At 40.8% G+C, this 17988-nt stretch carries 18 protein-coding genes, 1 tRNA gene and 2 pseudogenes; 12 read left to right on the plus strand and 9 right to left on the minus strand.

Annotated elements, in window-relative coordinates:
* Positions 1–54 precede the first annotated feature (54 nt).
* The 5 genes from BUA11_RS04010 to BUA11_RS04030 all read right to left on the minus strand — a co-directional run bounded on the left by BUA11_RS04010 (position 55) and on the right by BUA11_RS04030 (position 4643).
* Positions 55–1107: a vWA domain-containing protein gene (locus tag BUA11_RS04010; RefSeq protein WP_072758606.1), complete on the minus strand. Its 1053-nt coding sequence runs from the start codon at positions 1105–1107 to the stop codon at positions 55–57.
* 12 nt (positions 1108–1119) lie between these two features.
* The gene (locus BUA11_RS04015; RefSeq protein WP_072758609.1) at positions 1120–1599 is read right to left on the minus strand and encodes a hypothetical protein; all 480 of its coding nucleotides are present in this window, start codon (positions 1597–1599) and stop codon (positions 1120–1122) included.
* Positions 1600–1877: 278 nt separating this feature from the next.
* Positions 1878–2306, minus strand: a complete 429-nt coding sequence (locus tag BUA11_RS04020) for an Hsp20/alpha crystallin family protein (RefSeq protein ID WP_072758611.1) — start codon at positions 2304–2306, stop codon at positions 1878–1880.
* A gap of 281 nt (positions 2307–2587) precedes the next feature.
* Positions 2588–3499 carry a hydroxyacid dehydrogenase gene (locus tag BUA11_RS04025; protein ID WP_072758612.1) on the minus strand — a complete coding sequence of 304 codons (912 nt, stop codon included), beginning with the start codon at positions 3497–3499 and terminating at the stop codon, positions 2588–2590.
* Between the two features lies 1 nt (position 3500).
* Positions 3501–4643, minus strand: coding sequence for a pyridoxal-phosphate-dependent aminotransferase family protein (locus BUA11_RS04030; protein ID WP_072758614.1), 1143 nt, complete (start codon positions 4641–4643; stop codon positions 3501–3503).
* A gap of 285 nt (positions 4644–4928) precedes the next feature.
* Here BUA11_RS04030 and BUA11_RS04035 point away from each other — a divergent pair.
* From BUA11_RS04035 to guaB, 12 genes and pseudogenes are all read left to right on the plus strand, one after another.
* Positions 4929–6166: pseudogene (locus tag BUA11_RS04035) on the plus strand (aminotransferase-like domain-containing protein).
* A 2-nt stretch (positions 6167–6168) separates the two neighbouring features.
* On the plus strand, positions 6169–7242 hold the full coding sequence (buk, locus tag BUA11_RS04040; protein WP_072758616.1) for a butyrate kinase: 1074 nt from the start codon (positions 6169–6171) through the stop codon (positions 7240–7242).
* A complete protein-coding gene (locus BUA11_RS04045) occupies positions 7239–8129 on the plus strand; it encodes a bifunctional enoyl-CoA hydratase/phosphate acetyltransferase (protein ID WP_072758618.1) in 891 nt (296 codons plus the stop codon). Before buk (BUA11_RS04040) ends, BUA11_RS04045 begins: the two co-directional genes overlap by 4 nt.
* Positions 8130–8159: 30 nt before the next feature.
* A pseudogene (gene buk, locus BUA11_RS04050) lies at positions 8160–9246 on the plus strand (butyrate kinase).
* A gap of 16 nt (positions 9247–9262) precedes the next feature.
* Positions 9263–9907: a ZPR1-type zinc finger protein gene (locus BUA11_RS04055; protein WP_072758620.1), complete on the plus strand. Its 645-nt coding sequence runs from the start codon at positions 9263–9265 to the stop codon at positions 9905–9907.
* An 18-nt stretch (positions 9908–9925) separates the two neighbouring features.
* Positions 9926–10156: a 4Fe-4S dicluster domain-containing protein gene (locus tag BUA11_RS04060; RefSeq protein ID WP_072758622.1), complete on the plus strand. Its 231-nt coding sequence runs from the start codon at positions 9926–9928 to the stop codon at positions 10154–10156.
* A 34-nt stretch (positions 10157–10190) separates the two neighbouring features.
* Positions 10191–11249, plus strand: a complete 1059-nt coding sequence (locus BUA11_RS04065) for a 3-methyl-2-oxobutanoate dehydrogenase subunit VorB (RefSeq protein ID WP_072758624.1) — start codon at positions 10191–10193, stop codon at positions 11247–11249.
* Positions 11250–11254: 5 nt separating this feature from the next.
* Complete coding sequence (locus tag BUA11_RS04070) at positions 11255–12010, plus strand: thiamine pyrophosphate-dependent enzyme (protein ID WP_072758626.1); 756 nt, start codon at positions 11255–11257, stop codon at positions 12008–12010.
* On the plus strand, positions 12007–12555 hold the full coding sequence (locus BUA11_RS04075; protein ID WP_072758628.1) for a 2-oxoacid:ferredoxin oxidoreductase subunit gamma family protein: 549 nt from the start codon (positions 12007–12009) through the stop codon (positions 12553–12555). Before BUA11_RS04070 ends, BUA11_RS04075 begins: the two co-directional genes overlap by 4 nt.
* A 167-nt stretch (positions 12556–12722) precedes the next feature.
* Positions 12723–13886 carry a hypothetical protein gene (locus BUA11_RS04080; RefSeq protein ID WP_072758630.1) on the plus strand — a complete coding sequence of 388 codons (1164 nt, stop codon included), beginning with the start codon at positions 12723–12725 and terminating at the stop codon, positions 13884–13886.
* A 94-nt stretch (positions 13887–13980) separates the two neighbouring features.
* Positions 13981–14056 (plus strand) — tRNA-Gly (locus BUA11_RS04085).
* A 136-nt stretch (positions 14057–14192) separates the two neighbouring features.
* The gene (gene guaB / locus BUA11_RS04090; protein ID WP_072758632.1) at positions 14193–15686 is read left to right on the plus strand and encodes an IMP dehydrogenase; all 1494 of its coding nucleotides are present in this window, start codon (positions 14193–14195) and stop codon (positions 15684–15686) included.
* Positions 15687–15747: 61 nt separating this feature from the next.
* Here the strand turns inward: guaB and BUA11_RS04095 are convergent, their stop codons facing one another.
* The 4 genes from BUA11_RS04095 to BUA11_RS04110 are packed head-to-tail and all read right to left on the minus strand — an operon-like array spanning position 15748 to position 17931.
* On the minus strand, positions 15748–16053 hold the full coding sequence (locus tag BUA11_RS04095; RefSeq protein WP_072758634.1) for a LiaF transmembrane domain-containing protein: 306 nt from the start codon (positions 16051–16053) through the stop codon (positions 15748–15750).
* A 14-nt stretch (positions 16054–16067) separates the two neighbouring features.
* Positions 16068–17024, minus strand: a complete 957-nt coding sequence (locus BUA11_RS04100) for a hypothetical protein (RefSeq protein WP_072758636.1) — start codon at positions 17022–17024, stop codon at positions 16068–16070.
* 27 nt (positions 17025–17051) lie between these two features.
* Positions 17052–17549, minus strand: coding sequence for a hypothetical protein (locus BUA11_RS04105; RefSeq protein WP_072758638.1), 498 nt, complete (start codon positions 17547–17549; stop codon positions 17052–17054).
* Positions 17530–17931 (minus strand): DUF2089 domain-containing protein, encoded by a 402-nt coding sequence (locus BUA11_RS04110; RefSeq protein ID WP_143145267.1) that lies wholly within the window; start codon positions 17929–17931, stop codon positions 17530–17532. Before BUA11_RS04110 ends, BUA11_RS04105 begins: the two co-directional genes overlap by 20 nt.
* Between the last annotated feature and the right edge of the window lie 57 nt (positions 17932–17988).

Here is a 17988-nt window from a genome sequence, read left to right on the forward strand (position 1 = left end):
AGAGGCGGTGTGATTATCCACACCGCCTCTTTCTTTCATTGTCTTAGAAATGCCTTAGTAAGTTGCACCTTCTATTTTCAGATATCTCTTGTCAGTGCTGGTAGTGTAAAAGACCTCAATCGTATGGGTTGCAGCTGGCGAATCGCTTTCGAAAGAGACTATCCACGAAGATTCGACATACTCGACGATACCTAAATCGTTAAGATTAACGTTTCCTGCACTGTCAGTGTACTTTATCACACCGCCTGTTTTCTGGCAAAGCTCTCTAACGTCACCTGGGTCTGAAAAGTCAGTAGTGGTGTCGTAGTAATAACCACTTGGCACAAAAGCGCCGTGGATTGTGAAGAAACCTACTAATGCTGGGAACATGTCTGCCTTATCAAAATGTGAAAACCCTATGCCGTCAGACTTATAGTGTGCCGGTGCATCGGTTATGACTATCATAACTCTTTGTGCACTCGGTCTCCATTCAAGAGCTGTTGCAGCGAACATTATTGCATCGTACGGGTTTTCTGCCCAATCGCCACCGTAACCAGCGTACAGTACACCAACGTAATCTTTCGCATCAGACGGTGAAGATAACCCTAAATATGGAGGATCAACATCGATATCACTTGGCGGGTTAACATAGTCATCGAATGGTATAACACCAATTCTTACATCCATGCCGCTTTCTTCAAGATTTGTTGCAAAATCTATTATACTATTTTTAGCCCCGTTTATTGCGTAGCTCATGCTACCTGTCACATCCAAGATTATTGCTATATCAAGTCTATTTCTAATTGTTGATTCTTTATATAGTACAAATCCTTGTTCTTTGTTATCTTCGAACACCCGGAGAGTGCTAACTGGTAAATTCTCAACACCTGGTAAGCTTATCCTAATGTTAACCGTATCTGGAACTGCTATCGGTACGAGTGAAGGTGTCTTATCCACTGTACCGAATATATCTGTCGTTGAATATCCAGATGTTGAAGGTTTTGTCGTGTCCACAGGGTCTTTCGGAATAACTCTTGGAGCAATTGGAATTTCCGAACAGCTATAAACTAATAGCGCACTAATAATGGCTATTAACGCAAATAACGTGGCTCTTCTGAATTTTCTCATATTCATCACCCCTCAAAATCCGATACCGATGCCTGCAGAAACGGCAAAGATATCCAAGAACTGAAATGAAGTTGTCATTGTACCAAGACCTTCTACAAATAGCACGATTCCTTGACCGAACCTTGCACCAGCTTTAACGTGAAATAGATCGGGATAAAATGTGAAACCTGAATTAACAACATCATATACAAATATAGGTGCAGCACCTGCGTAAAACAAAGTGTTAAAGAGCGGTATGCCTAGATAAAGATATGGATCAATCTCTAAGAACTGAATTTCTCCAACTTCTATTTCTTCGATTTCTTGTATGTCTGAAAGTGGGTAATACGCTTCCAACATCAGAGAAATCCCACCAGAAAGCGTTCCAATGCGCACTCCGAGGAATGGACGGTTCTTTCCGCCAATTTCTAAACCACCTAATGCAGATATCTCAAAACTGAATGCTAAGGTTATTGCTAACAAAAGCACTCCTGTTACGACAAACTTCTTCATAAAATCACTCTCCTCTCAGATTTGGAACTTCCACACGAGCAATGTATTCCTTAGCTCTGCTTATATGAAGTTAAATACTTCAAATGATAACTGGTTCTGTATAGTCAAAATCAGAGCAAAAGTGATGCTTCTTTCCAAGACAGTATTATGACTCTCGTTTTCAGTAAAACGTTGTATGAATATTTCGCGTAAGTAATGTCAAATCAATGTCCTGAAGATTGCCAAAAAAAATACCTCCAGCGATTTCTCGCCGGAGGTATCGTTTGATTTCCTTGCGTTTACTCAATTTTTATTTCGACAGTAGGCTTTTCTTCTTTCTTCTTTGGCATCTCGAGTGTTAGAACACCATCTGAATATTTTGCTGTGATTCCTTTTGTATCTACATAGTCTGGTATGATGAATGACCTTTCAAACTTACCGAATGACCTTTCAACGATTCTGTAGTTTCTGCCTTTTTCGTCTCTTTCTGTCTTCTTTTCGCCAGTTATTCTCAGTACACCATCTTCTACTGTAATCTTGAGTTCGTCTTTCTTTACACCAGGAAGTTCGAGTTCAAGAACTACTTTATCTTCTGTTTCGTATGCATCAACCTTTGGCAGGAATTCAAACTCACTTCTGAATGGTCTCACAAAATCCGAGAAGAGTCTGTCAATCTCCTTTTGAAGTTCCATGAACGGTTCAAATAAGTCGCTTCTTCTTGCCAACATACTCTCACCTCCACTCCCCTTGGGGTTTTGTTCCTTATTTTCACGTTCCGACTATATTATACATAATTAGCACTCATGTGTCAAGAGTGATAATTATAACCTTGCTATGCTTGTTTATTTTGGACATAGATGTACTGTAAGGTTATAAATTTTACAGATACTAAAATGTTAATCAGTCTTAATATAAGACTGATAACGCACCGTGTAAAAAATAGCGAAGGGAATAATTCCCTCCGCTCGTGCATTTCTTTAATTGATTTTTAGTTGTGAAATCACTACATTCACTTGGTTATTTCAGCTATCAACCTTTCTACCAACAACATGCCAACTCTTTCTTGGGCTTCGAATGTAGAAGCACCTACGTGTGGTGTTGCAACGACATTTGGCAAGGAGAGGAGCTTTTGTCTCAACTCATCTGTTGGTGGCTCTACTTCGAATACGTCAAGACCTGCCGCATATACTTTGCCTGTTGTAAGCGCTTCGTATAATGCTGCTTCATCGATTATTCCACCTCTTGCAGCGTTTATTATTATGACACTGTCTTTCATCTTTGATATTGTTTCTTTGTTTATCAGATTTTTTGTCTCAGGTGTAAGTGGCACGTGGATTGTTATGTAATCACTTTCTTTAAACAATGTATCAAGGTCAACTATTTTGACGGGCATATCTGTTTCTTTTACAAACGGATCGTATGCAAGTACTTTCATATCGAACGCGAGTAACCTTTTAGCAACTTCTCTGCCGATGTTTCCAAAACCGATTATACCGACTGTTCTTCCGAACAACTCATGACCTTCGAGTTCCTTCTTCGTCCACTTTCCATTTTTCAAATCTGCTGTACCTCTTGCTATGTGTCTAGAACAAGCGATCATCAGTCCGATAGCCAATTCTGCAACCGAAATGCTGTTTGCACCCGGCGTGTTAATTACCTTAATTCCCTTAGCTTCGGCTGCTTTTACATCTATATTGTCGAGTCCAGTTCCCGCACGACCGATAATCTTCAAATTGCTACCAGCTTCTATTATGTCGGCGGTGACTTTGGTTGCGCTCCTTACTATGAGAACTTCGATTTCAGGCATTATTTTTATGAGTTCGTCTTTCTCGTAGTGCTGAGATGTGAGATTAACACCCGGAACGTTTGCAAGCTTTTCAGTTGCCTGTTTGTCAAGAGGGTCGTTTATGTGTATCCTCATGTTACTTCACCAACCCTTTGAAAAGTACCTCTTCTGCAGCTAAGACTCCTTTTCCAATTTCGACTTTATATCCCATTTCGTTGAGTGCAAATTCAAGAGCAGTTATACCTGTGATTATGTCAAACGGTGTAAGGTAGCCAAGGTGTGATATTCTGAATATCTCGTCTTTCATAGGTTCTTGTCCGGCTGCTATCGTAACTCCGTATTTATCGCGCATGAGTTTTGTGAGTTTGCTTGATGGTATTCCTTCTGGAGAATTGACTGCTGTAAGAACGTTTCCTGGGCGTTCTGAGAAGAATGTCAAGCCAAGAGCTCTAACTGCTGCTCTTGTTGCTTCTCCGTAAAGTGCATGCCTTGCCCAGACGTTTTCAATTCCTTCTTCTTTGAGCATTTTAACAGCCTTGTTGAGCATGTATATCAAGTTAACTGCTGTTGTCCATGGGTTGTCTGGTGAGCTTTTCTTATATTTTCTGAGATCGAAATAATATCTATTATTTGTGCATTTTTCCACCTTTGCGTATGCTTTGTCGTTAATAGCGATGAATGCAAGACCTGGCGGGAGCATCCAACCTTTTTGTGCACCAGAAACAACGACGTCAACGCCCCATTCGTCCATCTTAAGTGGTTCAGCAAGTAAACCACTGACCGCATCTGTTACGAGGATAACGTCAGTATTCTTTGTCAACTTGGCTATATTTTCGAGATCTATAACAGTACCCGTTGATGTTTCGCTGTATGTTGTGAAAACAACCTTAGCGTCTGGATTTTCCTTCATTGCCTTTTCTATCATCTCGGGTGTTACAGCTTTACCCCAAGGGAGTTTAATCTCGACAGGAACAATTCCGTAAGCTTTTGCTATTTCTACCCATCTTTCTCCGAACTTACCAGCACTGACTATGATTGCCTTTTCGCCAGGATTAACAAGGTTTACCATCGCTGTTTCAAGTGCACCTGTGCCGGATGCTGTTAGAACATAGACAGGATGTTGTGTCTGGAAGACGTATTTTGTCAATTCGAGAGTCTCTTCAAGTATCTTAACGAATTCTGGAGTTCTGTGGTGGATAGTCTCTTTTGCACCTTCTAAAAGAATCTCTTGAGGAACTGGCGTTGGACCAGGCGATAAAAGTAAAGTTCTTTTTACCATGCTGTTCCCTCCTTTTTGATATATGTGATGTAATAAAATACACTTACTTCTTTATCTTTGATAAGCCCACAATTATTTTACATCTTTTCTTACTAAATTGACAATATCCTTAATGATGCAATTTTTTGCGTGCAAGTATTTGCAAGTGCGAAATTTGTCAAAAATCTTCATTATACTATTTTAGCTATCAAATACCATCCAAATGCTTGTTTTGAATTTTGGCATAATGTTGCTAATATATAAGTGAAAACACTATTCATAACTTCCAAAAGGAGTGTGAGGCCAATGAACTTAGAAGGTATATTATCCGACGTAGGAAGGAACTTGAGATCGTCGCTTATAAGAGAGCTTTTGAAATATGCATCTGTACCCGGTTCCATATCGTTTGGTGGTGGCGTACCTGATCCAAATACATTCCCAAGACACGAATTAGCAGAAATTGCGAAAGAGGTTATAGAGAAGGAATATGCATATACGCTCCAATATAACACAACAGAAGGTGATGATCAGTTAGCCACTCAAATAGTAAAACTCTTGGAAAGAACATACGGTATAACTGGAATCGGAAGAGAGAATTTACTATTTACAACAGGTTCGCAACAAGCACTAGATCTTATGGCAAGAGTGCTTCTGGATAAGGATAGTATCTGCTCTTTGTGGAGTTCCCAGTTTATCTAGGTGCAGCAAGTGCCTTCCGAATGACATTCACGAAGTTTGAGACAATACCTCTTGAAGAAGACGGCATGGACGTGAATTACCTGGAGAAGAAGCTTGACGAACTCAATAAGAATGGACTTATAAACAGAGTAAAATTCATCTATACCGTCCCCAACTTCCATAATCCCGCCGGAGTGACAATGAGCCTCGAAAAGAGAAAAAGATTGATAGAAATTGCTGAAAAATATGACATTTTGATTCTTGAAGATGATCCGTACGGCATGCTCAGATTTGAAGGTGAGCATTTACCTTCGCTTTATAAACTAGCAGGTCCAGATAGGGTTGTTCTTCTGAATACGTTTAGTAAGATCCTTACTCCAGGCTTAAGAATTGGAATAATAGTTGGCAGAGCAGATATAGTTAGAAAAGCAACACTTGCAAAGCAGGCTGCTGATCTCTGTAGTCCAAGCTTGAACCAGCGCATCGCTGCAAGATACCTTGAAAGGTATGATTTGTTTGAGCAACTGAAACCTGGTATAGAGCTTTACAGAAAGAAAAAAGATGTGATGATAAAAGCACTTGAGGAAAATTTTGCTGACATAAAAGGTGCGAAATGGGTTAACCCACAAGGTGGTTTGTTTATCTGGTTGACGCTTCCAGAAGGTTTCGACACAATGGAAATGTTTGAGATTGCAAAAGAGAAGAAGATTTATTACATACCAGGTGAAGCATTTACGATAGATGATGGCAAGAGTTCATCTATGAGACTCTCCTTCTGTCTGCCACCTGAAGAAAAGATTGTTGAGGGTGTTAAGAGGCTCAGAGAGGTTGTTGAAGAGTACGGTAAGAAGAAGGGGCTGATCTAAGTATGAAGATTTTGGTTATAAATCCAGGCGCAACGAGTACCAAGATCGCTGTCTTTGAAGACAAAAATAAGGTTATCCAGGAAACACTCCAACATTCTGTCGAAGAACTCGATAAATACAAATCTGTAATGGACCAAAAAGATATGAGGGCAAAGGCTATATTAGACTTTCTTTCAAAGAATTCACTGAAAATCGAAGATCTTGATGCAATAGCGGCACGTGGTGGAATACTGCCACCTGTTGAAGGTGGAACTTACTTAGTCGATGAGAACATGGTTGATTATCTTGTTAATAGGACAAAAGTCCAACACGCATCGAATTTAGCTGCTGTTATAGGTTACGAACTTGCGAGTGGGGCATCGAAAAACATACCTGTGTACATAACTGACCCCGTTAGTGTTGATGAAATGATTCCAGAAGCACGTTTATCAGGAATAAAGGATATAGAAAGAAAAAGCCTTTCACATATTTCAAACATGCGGGCAGTTGGCATAAGAATTGCAGAAGAATTGGGAAAAAAGTTCAACGAATTGAATATGGTGATTGCCCATCTTGGGAGTGGCATATCAGTTGCACCTTTTGAAAAAGGTAGAATGATAGATGTCAACAACGCCAATGACGAAGGTCCTTTCAGTGTTGAGAGAACAGGTGAACTGCCAGTTGGTGATGTTGTTAAGCTTGCTTACTCAGGTGAGTACACCAAAGATCAGATGAAAAGGATGTTTATTGGAAAAGGCGGGCTTGTTGCCTACCTTGGGACAAACGATTTGCGAGAAGCTTTCAGAATGGCAGAAAGTGATCCGAAAGCCCTTGAAGTGATTGAAGCAATGGCTTATCAAATTGCACAAGAAATCGGAGCAATGTGTGTATCATTAAAAGGAAAAGTAGATGCAATCGTCCTTACTGGGGGGATGGCATACAGCGAAAGGTTTGTAGAAATGATAAGGTCATATATATACAAATTCGGCCCTATATTTGTGGTTCCAGGTGAAATGGAAATGGAAGCGTTGGCTTATGGAGCCCTGCGTGTGCTCATAGGGGAAGAACTACCAAAGGTGTGGAGGGATGAGAGATGAAAAAGCTCTCTGAACTACTTGATAAGGCAAAAGCCAATGGAAAAAAGGTCGTCGCAGTTGCGGCAGCAGATGACGAAGTAGTACTTAAAGCTGTTGAAATGGCATACAATGAAGGGATCGTTGACGCTATTTTGTTCGGTAACAAAGAAAAAATAGAAAAAGCTGCCAAAAATGCTAACGTTAATCTATCGAATTTTGAAGTTATAGATTCCAATGCTCCAGCTGATGATGCTGTTAAAGCTGTTGTTAATGGGAAAGCTCACTTTGTCATGAAAGGAAACATAAAGACTGGAGATTTGATGAAAGCGGTGTTAAAAGATGAGTACAATCTCAAAACAGGAAGAACGATGTCACTTGTGAGTATATTCGAGACACCACTTTATCACAAGCTCTTGGTTGTTAGTGACGCCGGGATGACTATCGCACCTGATCTTGAGCAGAAAGTACATTTAATTGAGAACTCAGTGCTTGTTGCAAGGAAGGCTGTTGGCGTTGAAAAACCAAAAGTTGCAATACTTGGGGCGATAGAAGTAGTGAATCCAAAGATGGAAGCGACAGTTCATGCTGCGTTGCTTTCAAAGATGAACGAGAGAGGACAGATTAAGGGCTGTATTGTTGACGGACCATTCGCGTTGGACAATGCCGTTTCTAAAGAAGCCGCCGAACACAAAGGAATCGTAAGCCCTGTTGCTGGGGATGCTGACGTTTTGATCATGCCAGATATTGAAGCCGGTAACATCTTCTACAAAGGAATGGTATTCCTTGCAGGTGCGAAGGTTGCATCAGCGATAATAGGTGCTAAGTGCCCCGTCGCTCTAACTTCTCGAGCAGACAGTGATGAAACAAAGCTATTATCTATTGCTCTTACATGTTTGATGGTTGAGTAGTAACTACTTTATGAAGGTGGTGTGCATAAAATGAAAATTCTGGTCATAAACCCCGGTTCAACAAGTACTAAGGTTGCGGTTTTCGATGATGAGCAGATGATAGCCTCAAAAACGCTAAGACATTCACCCGAAGAGCTTGCTCCGTTTGATAAATTAACTGATCAATTCGAATTCAGAGCGAGGATAGTTGAAGATTTTCTTAAAGAACTCGGAATAGCTCCGACAGAGCTTTCCGCAGTTGTTGGAAGAGGGGGCTTATTGGGATCCAATTCCCGGAGGAACTTACAAAGTAACAGAAGACATGCTTGAGTTATTGAAGAGTGCTAAAAATGGAGAACATGCCTCTAATCTTGGTGCTTTAATTGCCTACGAATTTACGAGAAAATACGATATTCCATCGTTTATTGTAGATCCTGTTGTCGTAGACGAGCTTGAGCCTTTGGCGAGATATACTGGGCATCCAATATTTAGGAGAAAATCGATCTTCCATGCACTCAATCAGAAAGCAACGGCAAGAAATGCCGCCGCTCAACTTGGCAAGAACTATGAAGATGTCAACTTGATAGTCGTTCACATGGGCGGTGGAATATCGATAGGTGCTCACAGAAAAGGAAAAGTGGTCAACGTCAACAATGCGCTCGATGGAGATGGACCATTTACGCCTGAAAGAAGCGGTACGCTTCCATTAACACAGCTCATAGACCTCTGCTTCAGCGGCAAATACACGTTTGATCAAATGAAAAAGAAGATAAAAGGTGCTGGTGGGATGGTTGACTACCTCGGTACAAACGATGCGATGACTGTCCAGGAACGAATAAGAAATGGAGATAAAGAAGCAGAGCTCGTTTACAAGGCGATGGCATATCAAATCGCAAAATGGGTAGGGAGGATGGCGGCAGTTTTGAAAGGAGAAGTAGATGCTATAGTTCTCACTGGTGGTCTTGCTTACGATAAAGAATTCATGGTCAGATGGTTAACTGAATACACAAGTTTCATCGCACCGATACTTATATTCCCGGGCGGAGATGAAGAAAGGGCTCTTGCAATGGGTGGACTAAGAGTTCTTAGAGGACAAGAGAAAGCTAAGACTTATTGGGAAAACGTATTGCAGTTTTAGAAAGGAAGTTAATCTAATGGCGAAAAATTACGCGTTTATAGGATTATTTGGAAGCGGTAAGACAGAAGTTGCAATAAACTGGGCATTAAGATTGAAAGAAGAATACGATAAAGTGGCGATCATAGATGGAGATATAATTTCACCTTACTTTAGAACAAGAGACGTTGCCGAAGAACTTGAAGAGATGGGCATAGTACCTGTGTATCCGAGAGGAGCTTTGAGGAATGCAGACTTGCCGATAATAACCGGTGCAGCTATTGGTTATTTGTCGAATCCAGAGTACAAGACCGTTATGGACGTCGGTGGAGAAGAGAACGGCGTAGTTGTGCTGGGATACGTAAAGCCATACCTCGGAGACGTCGAAATAAGCATGGTTGTAAACATAGCAAGGCCATTTTCTTCAACAGTAGATGGAATTATAAGGGCGTACGAACAGCTGAAACGAGTCGCAAGGATTAAGGTAGATTACCTCATTAATAACGCAAATCTGTCTTACGAAACCACACCAGAACTTATATCGAAAGGCGAAGAAATACTTAGCAAAGTCTCAGAGGTTATAGAAGTTCCTGTCAAATTCACCGTGATACCAGAGTTCGTAAGTGAAAATGGTTTCAGGTATCCGATATTCAAAATTAAGCGTTTCATGAAAATGGAGATTTGAGAAGGAGGATGAGCCTATATGCCAAAGGTAAAAGGACGCATCGAGATCGACCAGGAAAGGTGTAAAGGTTGTGGATTGTGCATAAGTGTATGTCCAATGAAGGTAATAGAATTCAGCGATGGTTTCAACGCTAAGGGATATCATCCCGCCGAAGCGAAATATGTCGATAAGTGTATAGCCTGCGGTTTTTGCTATAACATGTGTCCAGATGTTTGCATAACGGTCTACAGAGATAAAGAAAGCGCATAAGTGAAAATAGCAAAGAATGAGGAGGGAAATAGAAATGGAACGAGTGCTTGTGAAAGGAACAGAAGCGATAGGTGAGGCAGCAATAAGAGCTGGTTGTAGATTGTTTTTCGGTTATCCAATAACGCCGCAAAACGAATTACCAGAATACATGTCAAAGAGAATGCCAGAAGTGGACGGTACTTTCTTGCAGACAGAAAGTGAAGTTGCAACGATCAACATGGTTTACGGCGCTGCGTGTACAGGCACAAGGGTGATGACATCGACATCTTCGCCTGGATACAGCCTCATGCAGGAAGGTGTTTCGTATATGGCTTGTGCTGAGCTTCCAGCTGTTCTTGTGAACGTTGTTAGAGGTGGACCAGGCTTGGGAGATATTCAACCATCACAAGGAGATTATTGGCAGGCAACAAAAGGTGGTGGCCACGGAGATTACAAACTTATAGTCCTTGCTCCATCAACAGTTCAAGAAGCGGTTGACCTTACATACCTTGCATTTGACCTTGCCGACGAGTACAGGAACCCCGTGCTCATAATTGCCGACGGAGTCATCGGACAGATGATGGAGCCAGTAACATTCCCAGAATTTAGAGATTTGAACACTCTTCCAAAGCACGAAGATTGGGCGTTGACAGGTGCTGCTGGAAGAGAAAAGCATATAGTTGTTTCATTTGATATAGATCCATACGTTTTGGAAAAGATGAATCTTAAATTGATTGAGAAGTTTAAGACAATCGAAGCCAAAGAAAAACGATGGGAAGAATACAAATTAGAAGACGCAGAAATAGTGATTACCGCTTTTGGTACCGTTGGTAGGATTGCTAAGAGTGTAGTTGAACAGGCAAGAAGAGAAGGTATAAAAGCTGGCTTACTCAGACCAATTACGCTGTGGCCATTCCCATACGAGAGACTCGAAGAAATTGCAAAAGGCAAGAAGTTAATATTCGATGTTGAAATGAACATGGGACAGATGCTCGAAGATGTGAGACTTGCTGTGAAAGATCACGCACCGATTGAATACTACGGAAGACTTGGTGGAGTAGTTCCTACTCCAGATGAGATACTCCAAGCCCTCAAATCTAAGCTCGGGAGGTAATGAATATGGCATTTGAAGTGATATTGAAAAGACCAGAAAGCTTAACTCAAAGAGAATTCACATACTGTCCGGGATGTACACACGGAATTATACACAGACTCATTGCAGAAGTAATTGATGAATTAGGTATAAGAGAAAAGACTCTGGCAGTTGCACCAATCGGATGTTCAGTTTTTGCATACCAATTTTTCAACACTGATGCAACAGTTGCGGCACACGGTAGGGCCCCTGCTGTTGCAACTGGTATGAAAAGAGCAAGACCAGACCTCTACGTCTTTACGTACCAAGGAGATGGTGACTTGGCAGCAATCGGTACAGCTGAGATAGTTCACGCAGCTAATAGAGGTGAGAAGATTACAACGATATTCGTGAATAATGCTATCTACGGAATGACTGGTGGTCAGATGGCACCAACTACGTTACTTGGCATGAAAACAACAACAACTCCATATGGAAGAAGTGCCACAAACGATGGTTACCCACTTCACGTTTCTGAAGTAATTAAGGAAGCAAGAGGGGTAGCTTTCTTAGCTCGAACAAAGGTAAATACACCTCAAGATGTTCAAAAAACGAAGAAAGCCATAAAGAAAGCGTTCTTAGCACAAGTCAAAGGTCTTGGGTTTGGCATGGTTGAAGTTCTTTCAACATGTCCGACAAACTGGGGAATCGACCCTGTATCTTCACTCAAGTGGCTTGAAGAACACATGGTACCTGAATATCCTCTTGGAGTATTCGTTGACAAGGTAGGGGATGAAAAATGACAACAAGGATGATATTTGCCGGTTTTGGTGGACAAGGTGTCATGTTGATGGGTCAGATAATCTCGTTGGCTGGTATGATTCAAGGCAAGAACGTTACTTGGATGCCATCTTACGGTCCTGAGATGCGCGGTGGAACCGCTAATTGTACAGTGGTGATAAGCGATGAGCCAGTTGCATCGCCGGTGACTGACAAAGCCGAAGTTATTGTTGCAATGAACATACCTTCCTTGCTTAAATTTGAATCGCACGTTGAGAAAGATGGTTTCTTATTCTTAAACGAATCCGTTATAGACAGAGAAGCACATAGAAATGACATCAGCATTGTAAAAGTTCCATGTAACGAAATTGCCGATGAGCTCGGAAACTTAAAAGTCGCAAACATGGTTATGCTTGGTGCTGTTGTAGGTGCGACAAATGTCGTTGATGCTGAAAGTATTTTTAAGGCTCTCGAAAAGAAGTTAAGCGGAGGAAAAGCTTCACTCATAGAAGTAAACAAACAGGCAATTCTAAAAGGAATGGAAATTGCTAAGAATTCTTTTAAATGATTACTTGCTTATCGTTTCAACTAAGGCGGATGAGATAGATACGGGCATTATGCCGGGGAATATTCCCCGGTATTTTTTTTGTTTATACAATTTGTGCTATAATCTAGATGTCACATTGAACGAAAATATTTTGTACACAGTCTAATAAGTACAGGAGGTGTTCAAATATGGGAAAAGTGAAAGTATTCGTACTGATTTCTATTTTATTTGTAGCTGTTTACGGCTTTTCGGATTTTTACTTGAACGTTGGGACTCTTCAAATAGGTAATGAGAATTACATGGTTTACGAGTTTGGTCCAGAGTTTACCGTTGGACCTTTAACGCTCGGAATTACCTTGACTACTTATGCTACTGATTTGACAACTGGTAACTTCTATTTTGGTTATCCCGGAGCTCAACAACCAAGTACTAACATCGTCGATGGTATTAACATTACAGCCTTAGGTCTTGATCTTGGGAGTTTTTGGTTCAGATACGGAAGGATGAGACCAATTACTTATGGCATGGGATTTGTTTTCAATGGATACGTTGTACCTGATATAAGGGTTCTAGATTTAGGAGTTCGATTTGGTGAGACAAACTTGTCGGTTCACATTCCGTATCAAATCGCCCAGCTTTCGAATTTTACAACTCTTCAATCAGATTCACTCTACACTGGGATGCTAAGTTCAAAACTTTTGATGTTTGATTTGTCAGTATTTGGAGGAGTAGAGATTGGGTCTGAATCACCAAGTGCAACACCTTTGCAATACGCTGCAGGTGTGTCGTTAACTAAGGAGATATTTGGTATATCATTAGGAGCAGAAGCAGATATCCAATATTGGAAAGATGGTACAATTGGTTATGGTGCATTCGCAGGCGCTTATGGAAATTTCGGAGTTCTCCAATTAGTAGCAGGACCATATATGACAACTGATGGTTTCTCTCCGTGGCTTATCGGAAGGAATTATAGAACACTTAGATTGAGTAACGATTTTGGACCTGAAACGTACAAGGCTGAGCTGGGTTACATAGTAAGCCTTGGATTCACTCTCAGTCCTTATGGAAAGGCTTCAGCATCATTAAAAGGGAATTTCGAAGGAAAAATGACACTTTCAGGAGAAGGTGTAGTCAATATTCCAGCAATTGGCGGTACCAATGGACTCGTACTGTACGGATATCTGTACGATGAGACACCATTCGAAGATGGACAGTTCTTTGATCCAAATACGCAGGCAAGATTAACAATAGCTTATCCTGTGTTTGGAAGTTTCTACGCCGGAGTTAAATATATTTGGGAAAATCAGGAGTGGAAACAAACAGCTTTCGTTGGCGGAAGTGCAAATTTCTAATAAGTTAATTCTCAAATCTAAAGACAGCACGTCTGTGCTCAGGATACTTGAAAACTTTTAACTACTGTGATATAATAAATAATGAAGTCATAGAGCGGGTGTAGCTCAGTTGGTAGAGCATCAGCTTCCCAAGCTGAGGGCCGCGGGTTCGAATCCCGTCGCCCGCTCCAGATGAATTACGATGAGTTACATAGAAAAATCTGCATATGGCAAATAGATACTAAGAAAATGGACCCTTGCCGGGGTCTATTTTATTATAGAAAAACAAAAACGAAAAAGCCGTGGGGCGGAATGGAGGTTGAAAAGATGGCAAGTTCTAAGAAACAGGTCAGCAGGATAAAAGAAGTGAATTTTAAAGAAGCTCTGACATTTGACGATGTCTTGTTAATCCCTCAGTACAGTGAAGTGCTCCCGTCAGATACCGATGTATCAACGCGCTTAACAAAAAGAATACGTTTAAACATCCCTTTGTTAAGTGCTGCTATGGATACCGTAACAGAGAGTGAGTTGGCAAAGGCTCTTGCTCGAGAAGGCGGAATAGGAATTATTCACAAAAATCTTTCTATTAAAGAACAAGCACACCAAGTCGAAATTGTAAAGAGAACAGAAAATGGTGTAATCGAGAATCCAGTAGTCATTCACCCAAACGATACGGTCTTTAATGCGCTTAAACTTATGGCAGAGTATAAGATAGGTGGATTCCCAGTTGTTGATGACAGTGGATATCTTGTCGGGTTGTTGACCAATAGAGATGTTAGATTCGAGACAGATGTGAAGAAAAAGGTAAAAGAACTTATGACTCCCAGAAACAAGTTGGTTGTTGCAAAACCTGGAATTTCACTTGAAAAGGCGAAGGAAATCCTGCACCAAAATAGAATAGAGAAACTTCCAATAGTTGATGAAAATGATAAATTAATAGGTCTCATAACGATAAAGGACGTCCTCAGCGTTATAGAACATCCCAACGCAGCACGAGATCAAAAGGGTAGATTGCGCGTTGGAGCGGCTGTCGGAACGGGAAAAGATACGCTTGAACGCGTTGAGGCTTTGATTAAAGCAGGTGTTGATGTCATCGTTATAGACACTGCACATGGACACTCGAGAAAAGTTATAGAAACTGTGAAGTTGGTAAAAAAGACATATCCTGAGATAGAGTTAATAGCGGGAAACGTTGCAACCGCAGAAGCTACTGAAGCTCTGATAAAGGCCGGTGCTGATGCTATAAAGGTTGGGATTGGGCCTGGGTCTATCTGTACAACCAGAATTGTGGCTGGTATAGGTGTACCACAACTAAGTGCCGTCATGGAATGTGCAGAAATTGCTAAAAGATTTGATGTGCCGATAATAGCAGATGGTGGGATAAGATACTCAGGTGATATAGTCAAAGCACTTGCAGCAGGAGCTGAAACTGTCATGTTAGGGAGCATATTCGCTGGGACGGAAGAATCTCCTGGTGAAACCGTGTTGTATCAGGGAAGAAAATACAAAGTATATAGAGGTATGGGGTCAATCGGAGCGATGAAATCTGGAAGTGCCGATAGATACTTCCAATCCGAAAACCAAAAATTCGTTCCCGAAGGTGTTGAAGGCATGGTGCCTTACAAAGGTGCAGTCAAAGACGTAGTGTACCAACTCGTTGGTGGTATTAGGGCCGGAATGGGATACGTAGGAGCAAAAGATATCAAGGAATTGCAAAAGAAAGCGAAATTTGTAAAAATTACACCGGCATCTGTAAAAGAAAGCCACCCGCATGATATTGTTATCACGAAAGAACCACCAAACTATTGGAGTGGACAGTGATTTCTATTGAATCATATGAAATTGGAAAAGCACAGGGGAGATATACTCTCCCCTTTTTCAATTAATTCCAATCTCTTTTCCTCTTACCAGAAATGATGAACTTTAAACCAATTTCAATTAACCCTGCTGCGATGATAGCTACCACAAATTCCCAGAATCCCATTTTGATGTAATCTAGAGATTGTACGACAATTAGTCCACCGAGTATGGCAAGACCTACACCGTTTGGAAAACTTTTTATCATGCTGATAATACCGCCCGCCAGTGCAATGGCACCGAAAATAAGCCACACTGGGGAAGTAATTGAAAATACAACGCTAAGTAGTATAAAAACACCAGCCGTAACCAAAATAACGCCCCAGAACACATTCATCACACCCCTTACTCTATTTTTTGTATTGGATTTCCAGTCAGTTCTTCGTAATCGAATTCTCTTGCCTTGATGCTTCCAGAATTGCTTATATATTCTGTAAACAGTTTCTCCGTGTATATTGTACCACTATTTTCAACATCTTCAGCATGCATACTTTCAGATGATATCTTCCCAGAATTCGTGATATTTTCAATATTCAAGTTCCTGGCATCTATTTCTCCGCTATTCTCAATATTCTCACCAACAAACGTCTCTGTCTTGATTAAACCATTGTTTTGAAGTTCTTCAAAATTCAAAGTTTTGGCGACAATTGTGCCATTACTAACCACATTTTCTGCTGTAATTTCGTCAGAAGTAATCGAACCGCTACTTGAAACCATAAATTCTTCTGTGGAGATCTTCCGTGCAAAAAGTTTCCCAGTTACGATAAGTGTTTCGCACACTACATCATCTGCATGAAGAACCCCATTCACAACAATTCTGTCCTTCTTGTAACGTTCGGTCTTCATCTCTCCATCTATTATTGAATTTTCTCCAAATGTTATGTTCTTTGCAAATTTCTCAACGAATGGAACTTCAAAAGATACTATGTTACGTTTACCTCTTATTGTTGGCGTGCCCTCCTCACTCGAAAGTACGAGATTTACATCGCCATCCACTTCTCCACCGCTCCATTTAACCTTTGTCCTTACAGCGTTAATGTTTCCATGCACCTTGCCAGATATTTCTAATGTACTGTTGACAGTAGATACATTTCCAAATAGCTCTCCTCTTATAAATACTTTGCCATTTGTCACTGATAAATTCTTCCGAACAACCTCACCTTCCGAAATCACGATTGTACTGTCGATTACTTCCTCAACGTGTTTGACTTCGGATTCGAATATTGCATTAATCAATTTTTCCGCATCTTCTGGTGTTATGTCTCCGCTTTCAACTGCCTCTAAAACTTTTCGCAGCTCCATAGTTTTCACCTTCCCCTTCTTGAGTCATTAATCCTCTATCTTAATTCCCGAGAGTAATGGTCTTACAACAACGTTCTTTACTAAACCTATGATGCCACTGACAAAAAAGTTGTTAACTTCACTCACATTTCCTTCAACAACCGGCTTGACACCTTTATAATTGCAACCGACCATTTGGAGATTACCACCAATACGTCCACCATTCCACGTTACGTTAGTCCCTACTAATTCAACATTTTTTGTTACTTCACCTGAAAACACGACTTCTCCAAAAACAACTTGCAAAGAACCGACAAGTTTCCCGTTTATCACTGCTCGACCGTTTACAATCTCAATATTTCCTACGTATTCTTCACCTGTGTTTAAAACAAACTCTTTCCCTATAAAACTTTTCGATTTTTTTCTCCGATCAGATTCTTTAGATTGCTTAATTGCAAGGATAAGTTGCTCGGCGTCTTCAACTGTGATCTCCTTTCTTGCAAGCGCCTCAAGAATCGCCCTGATGTCATTCGGAAGTTCTCCCATCTTCCTCACCCCTTCTCTGCTTTTTTAGAAGAGATATAGCTTCCTCGACAGTTATCTTCTTTTCCTTTAGCAGTTTGAACACATCTCCGGATTCCGACTCTTCCGAATCCGATTCGATAGGAGTTAGACCCATCTTTTCGAGCACCTTATCAAGCCTGCCTCTCAACGCAAAGTAGCCAATACCGGTGAGCCTCTCCATCTCCTTTAAGTTTCCCTTTGTTCTTAAAAACATCATTATGAATTTCGTATCCTCTTCATCCAAATATGCGAAAGCTGGGGCATCAAAGTAACCACTAACCGTAACTCCATCGTCATCACATCTTAGCTGTATAACTTTCATTGGTTTCCCGCACACTGGACATCTGGGAAGCATATTCGCCATACAATCACCTCCAAAATAATTGTATCACTTATAAAATTTTTTGTCAAATAATACAAA

This window comes from Fervidobacterium gondwanense DSM 13020 (genome assembly GCF_900143265.1).
GTDB classification, from domain to species: Bacteria; Thermotogota; Thermotogae; order Thermotogales; family Fervidobacteriaceae; genus Fervidobacterium; species Fervidobacterium gondwanense.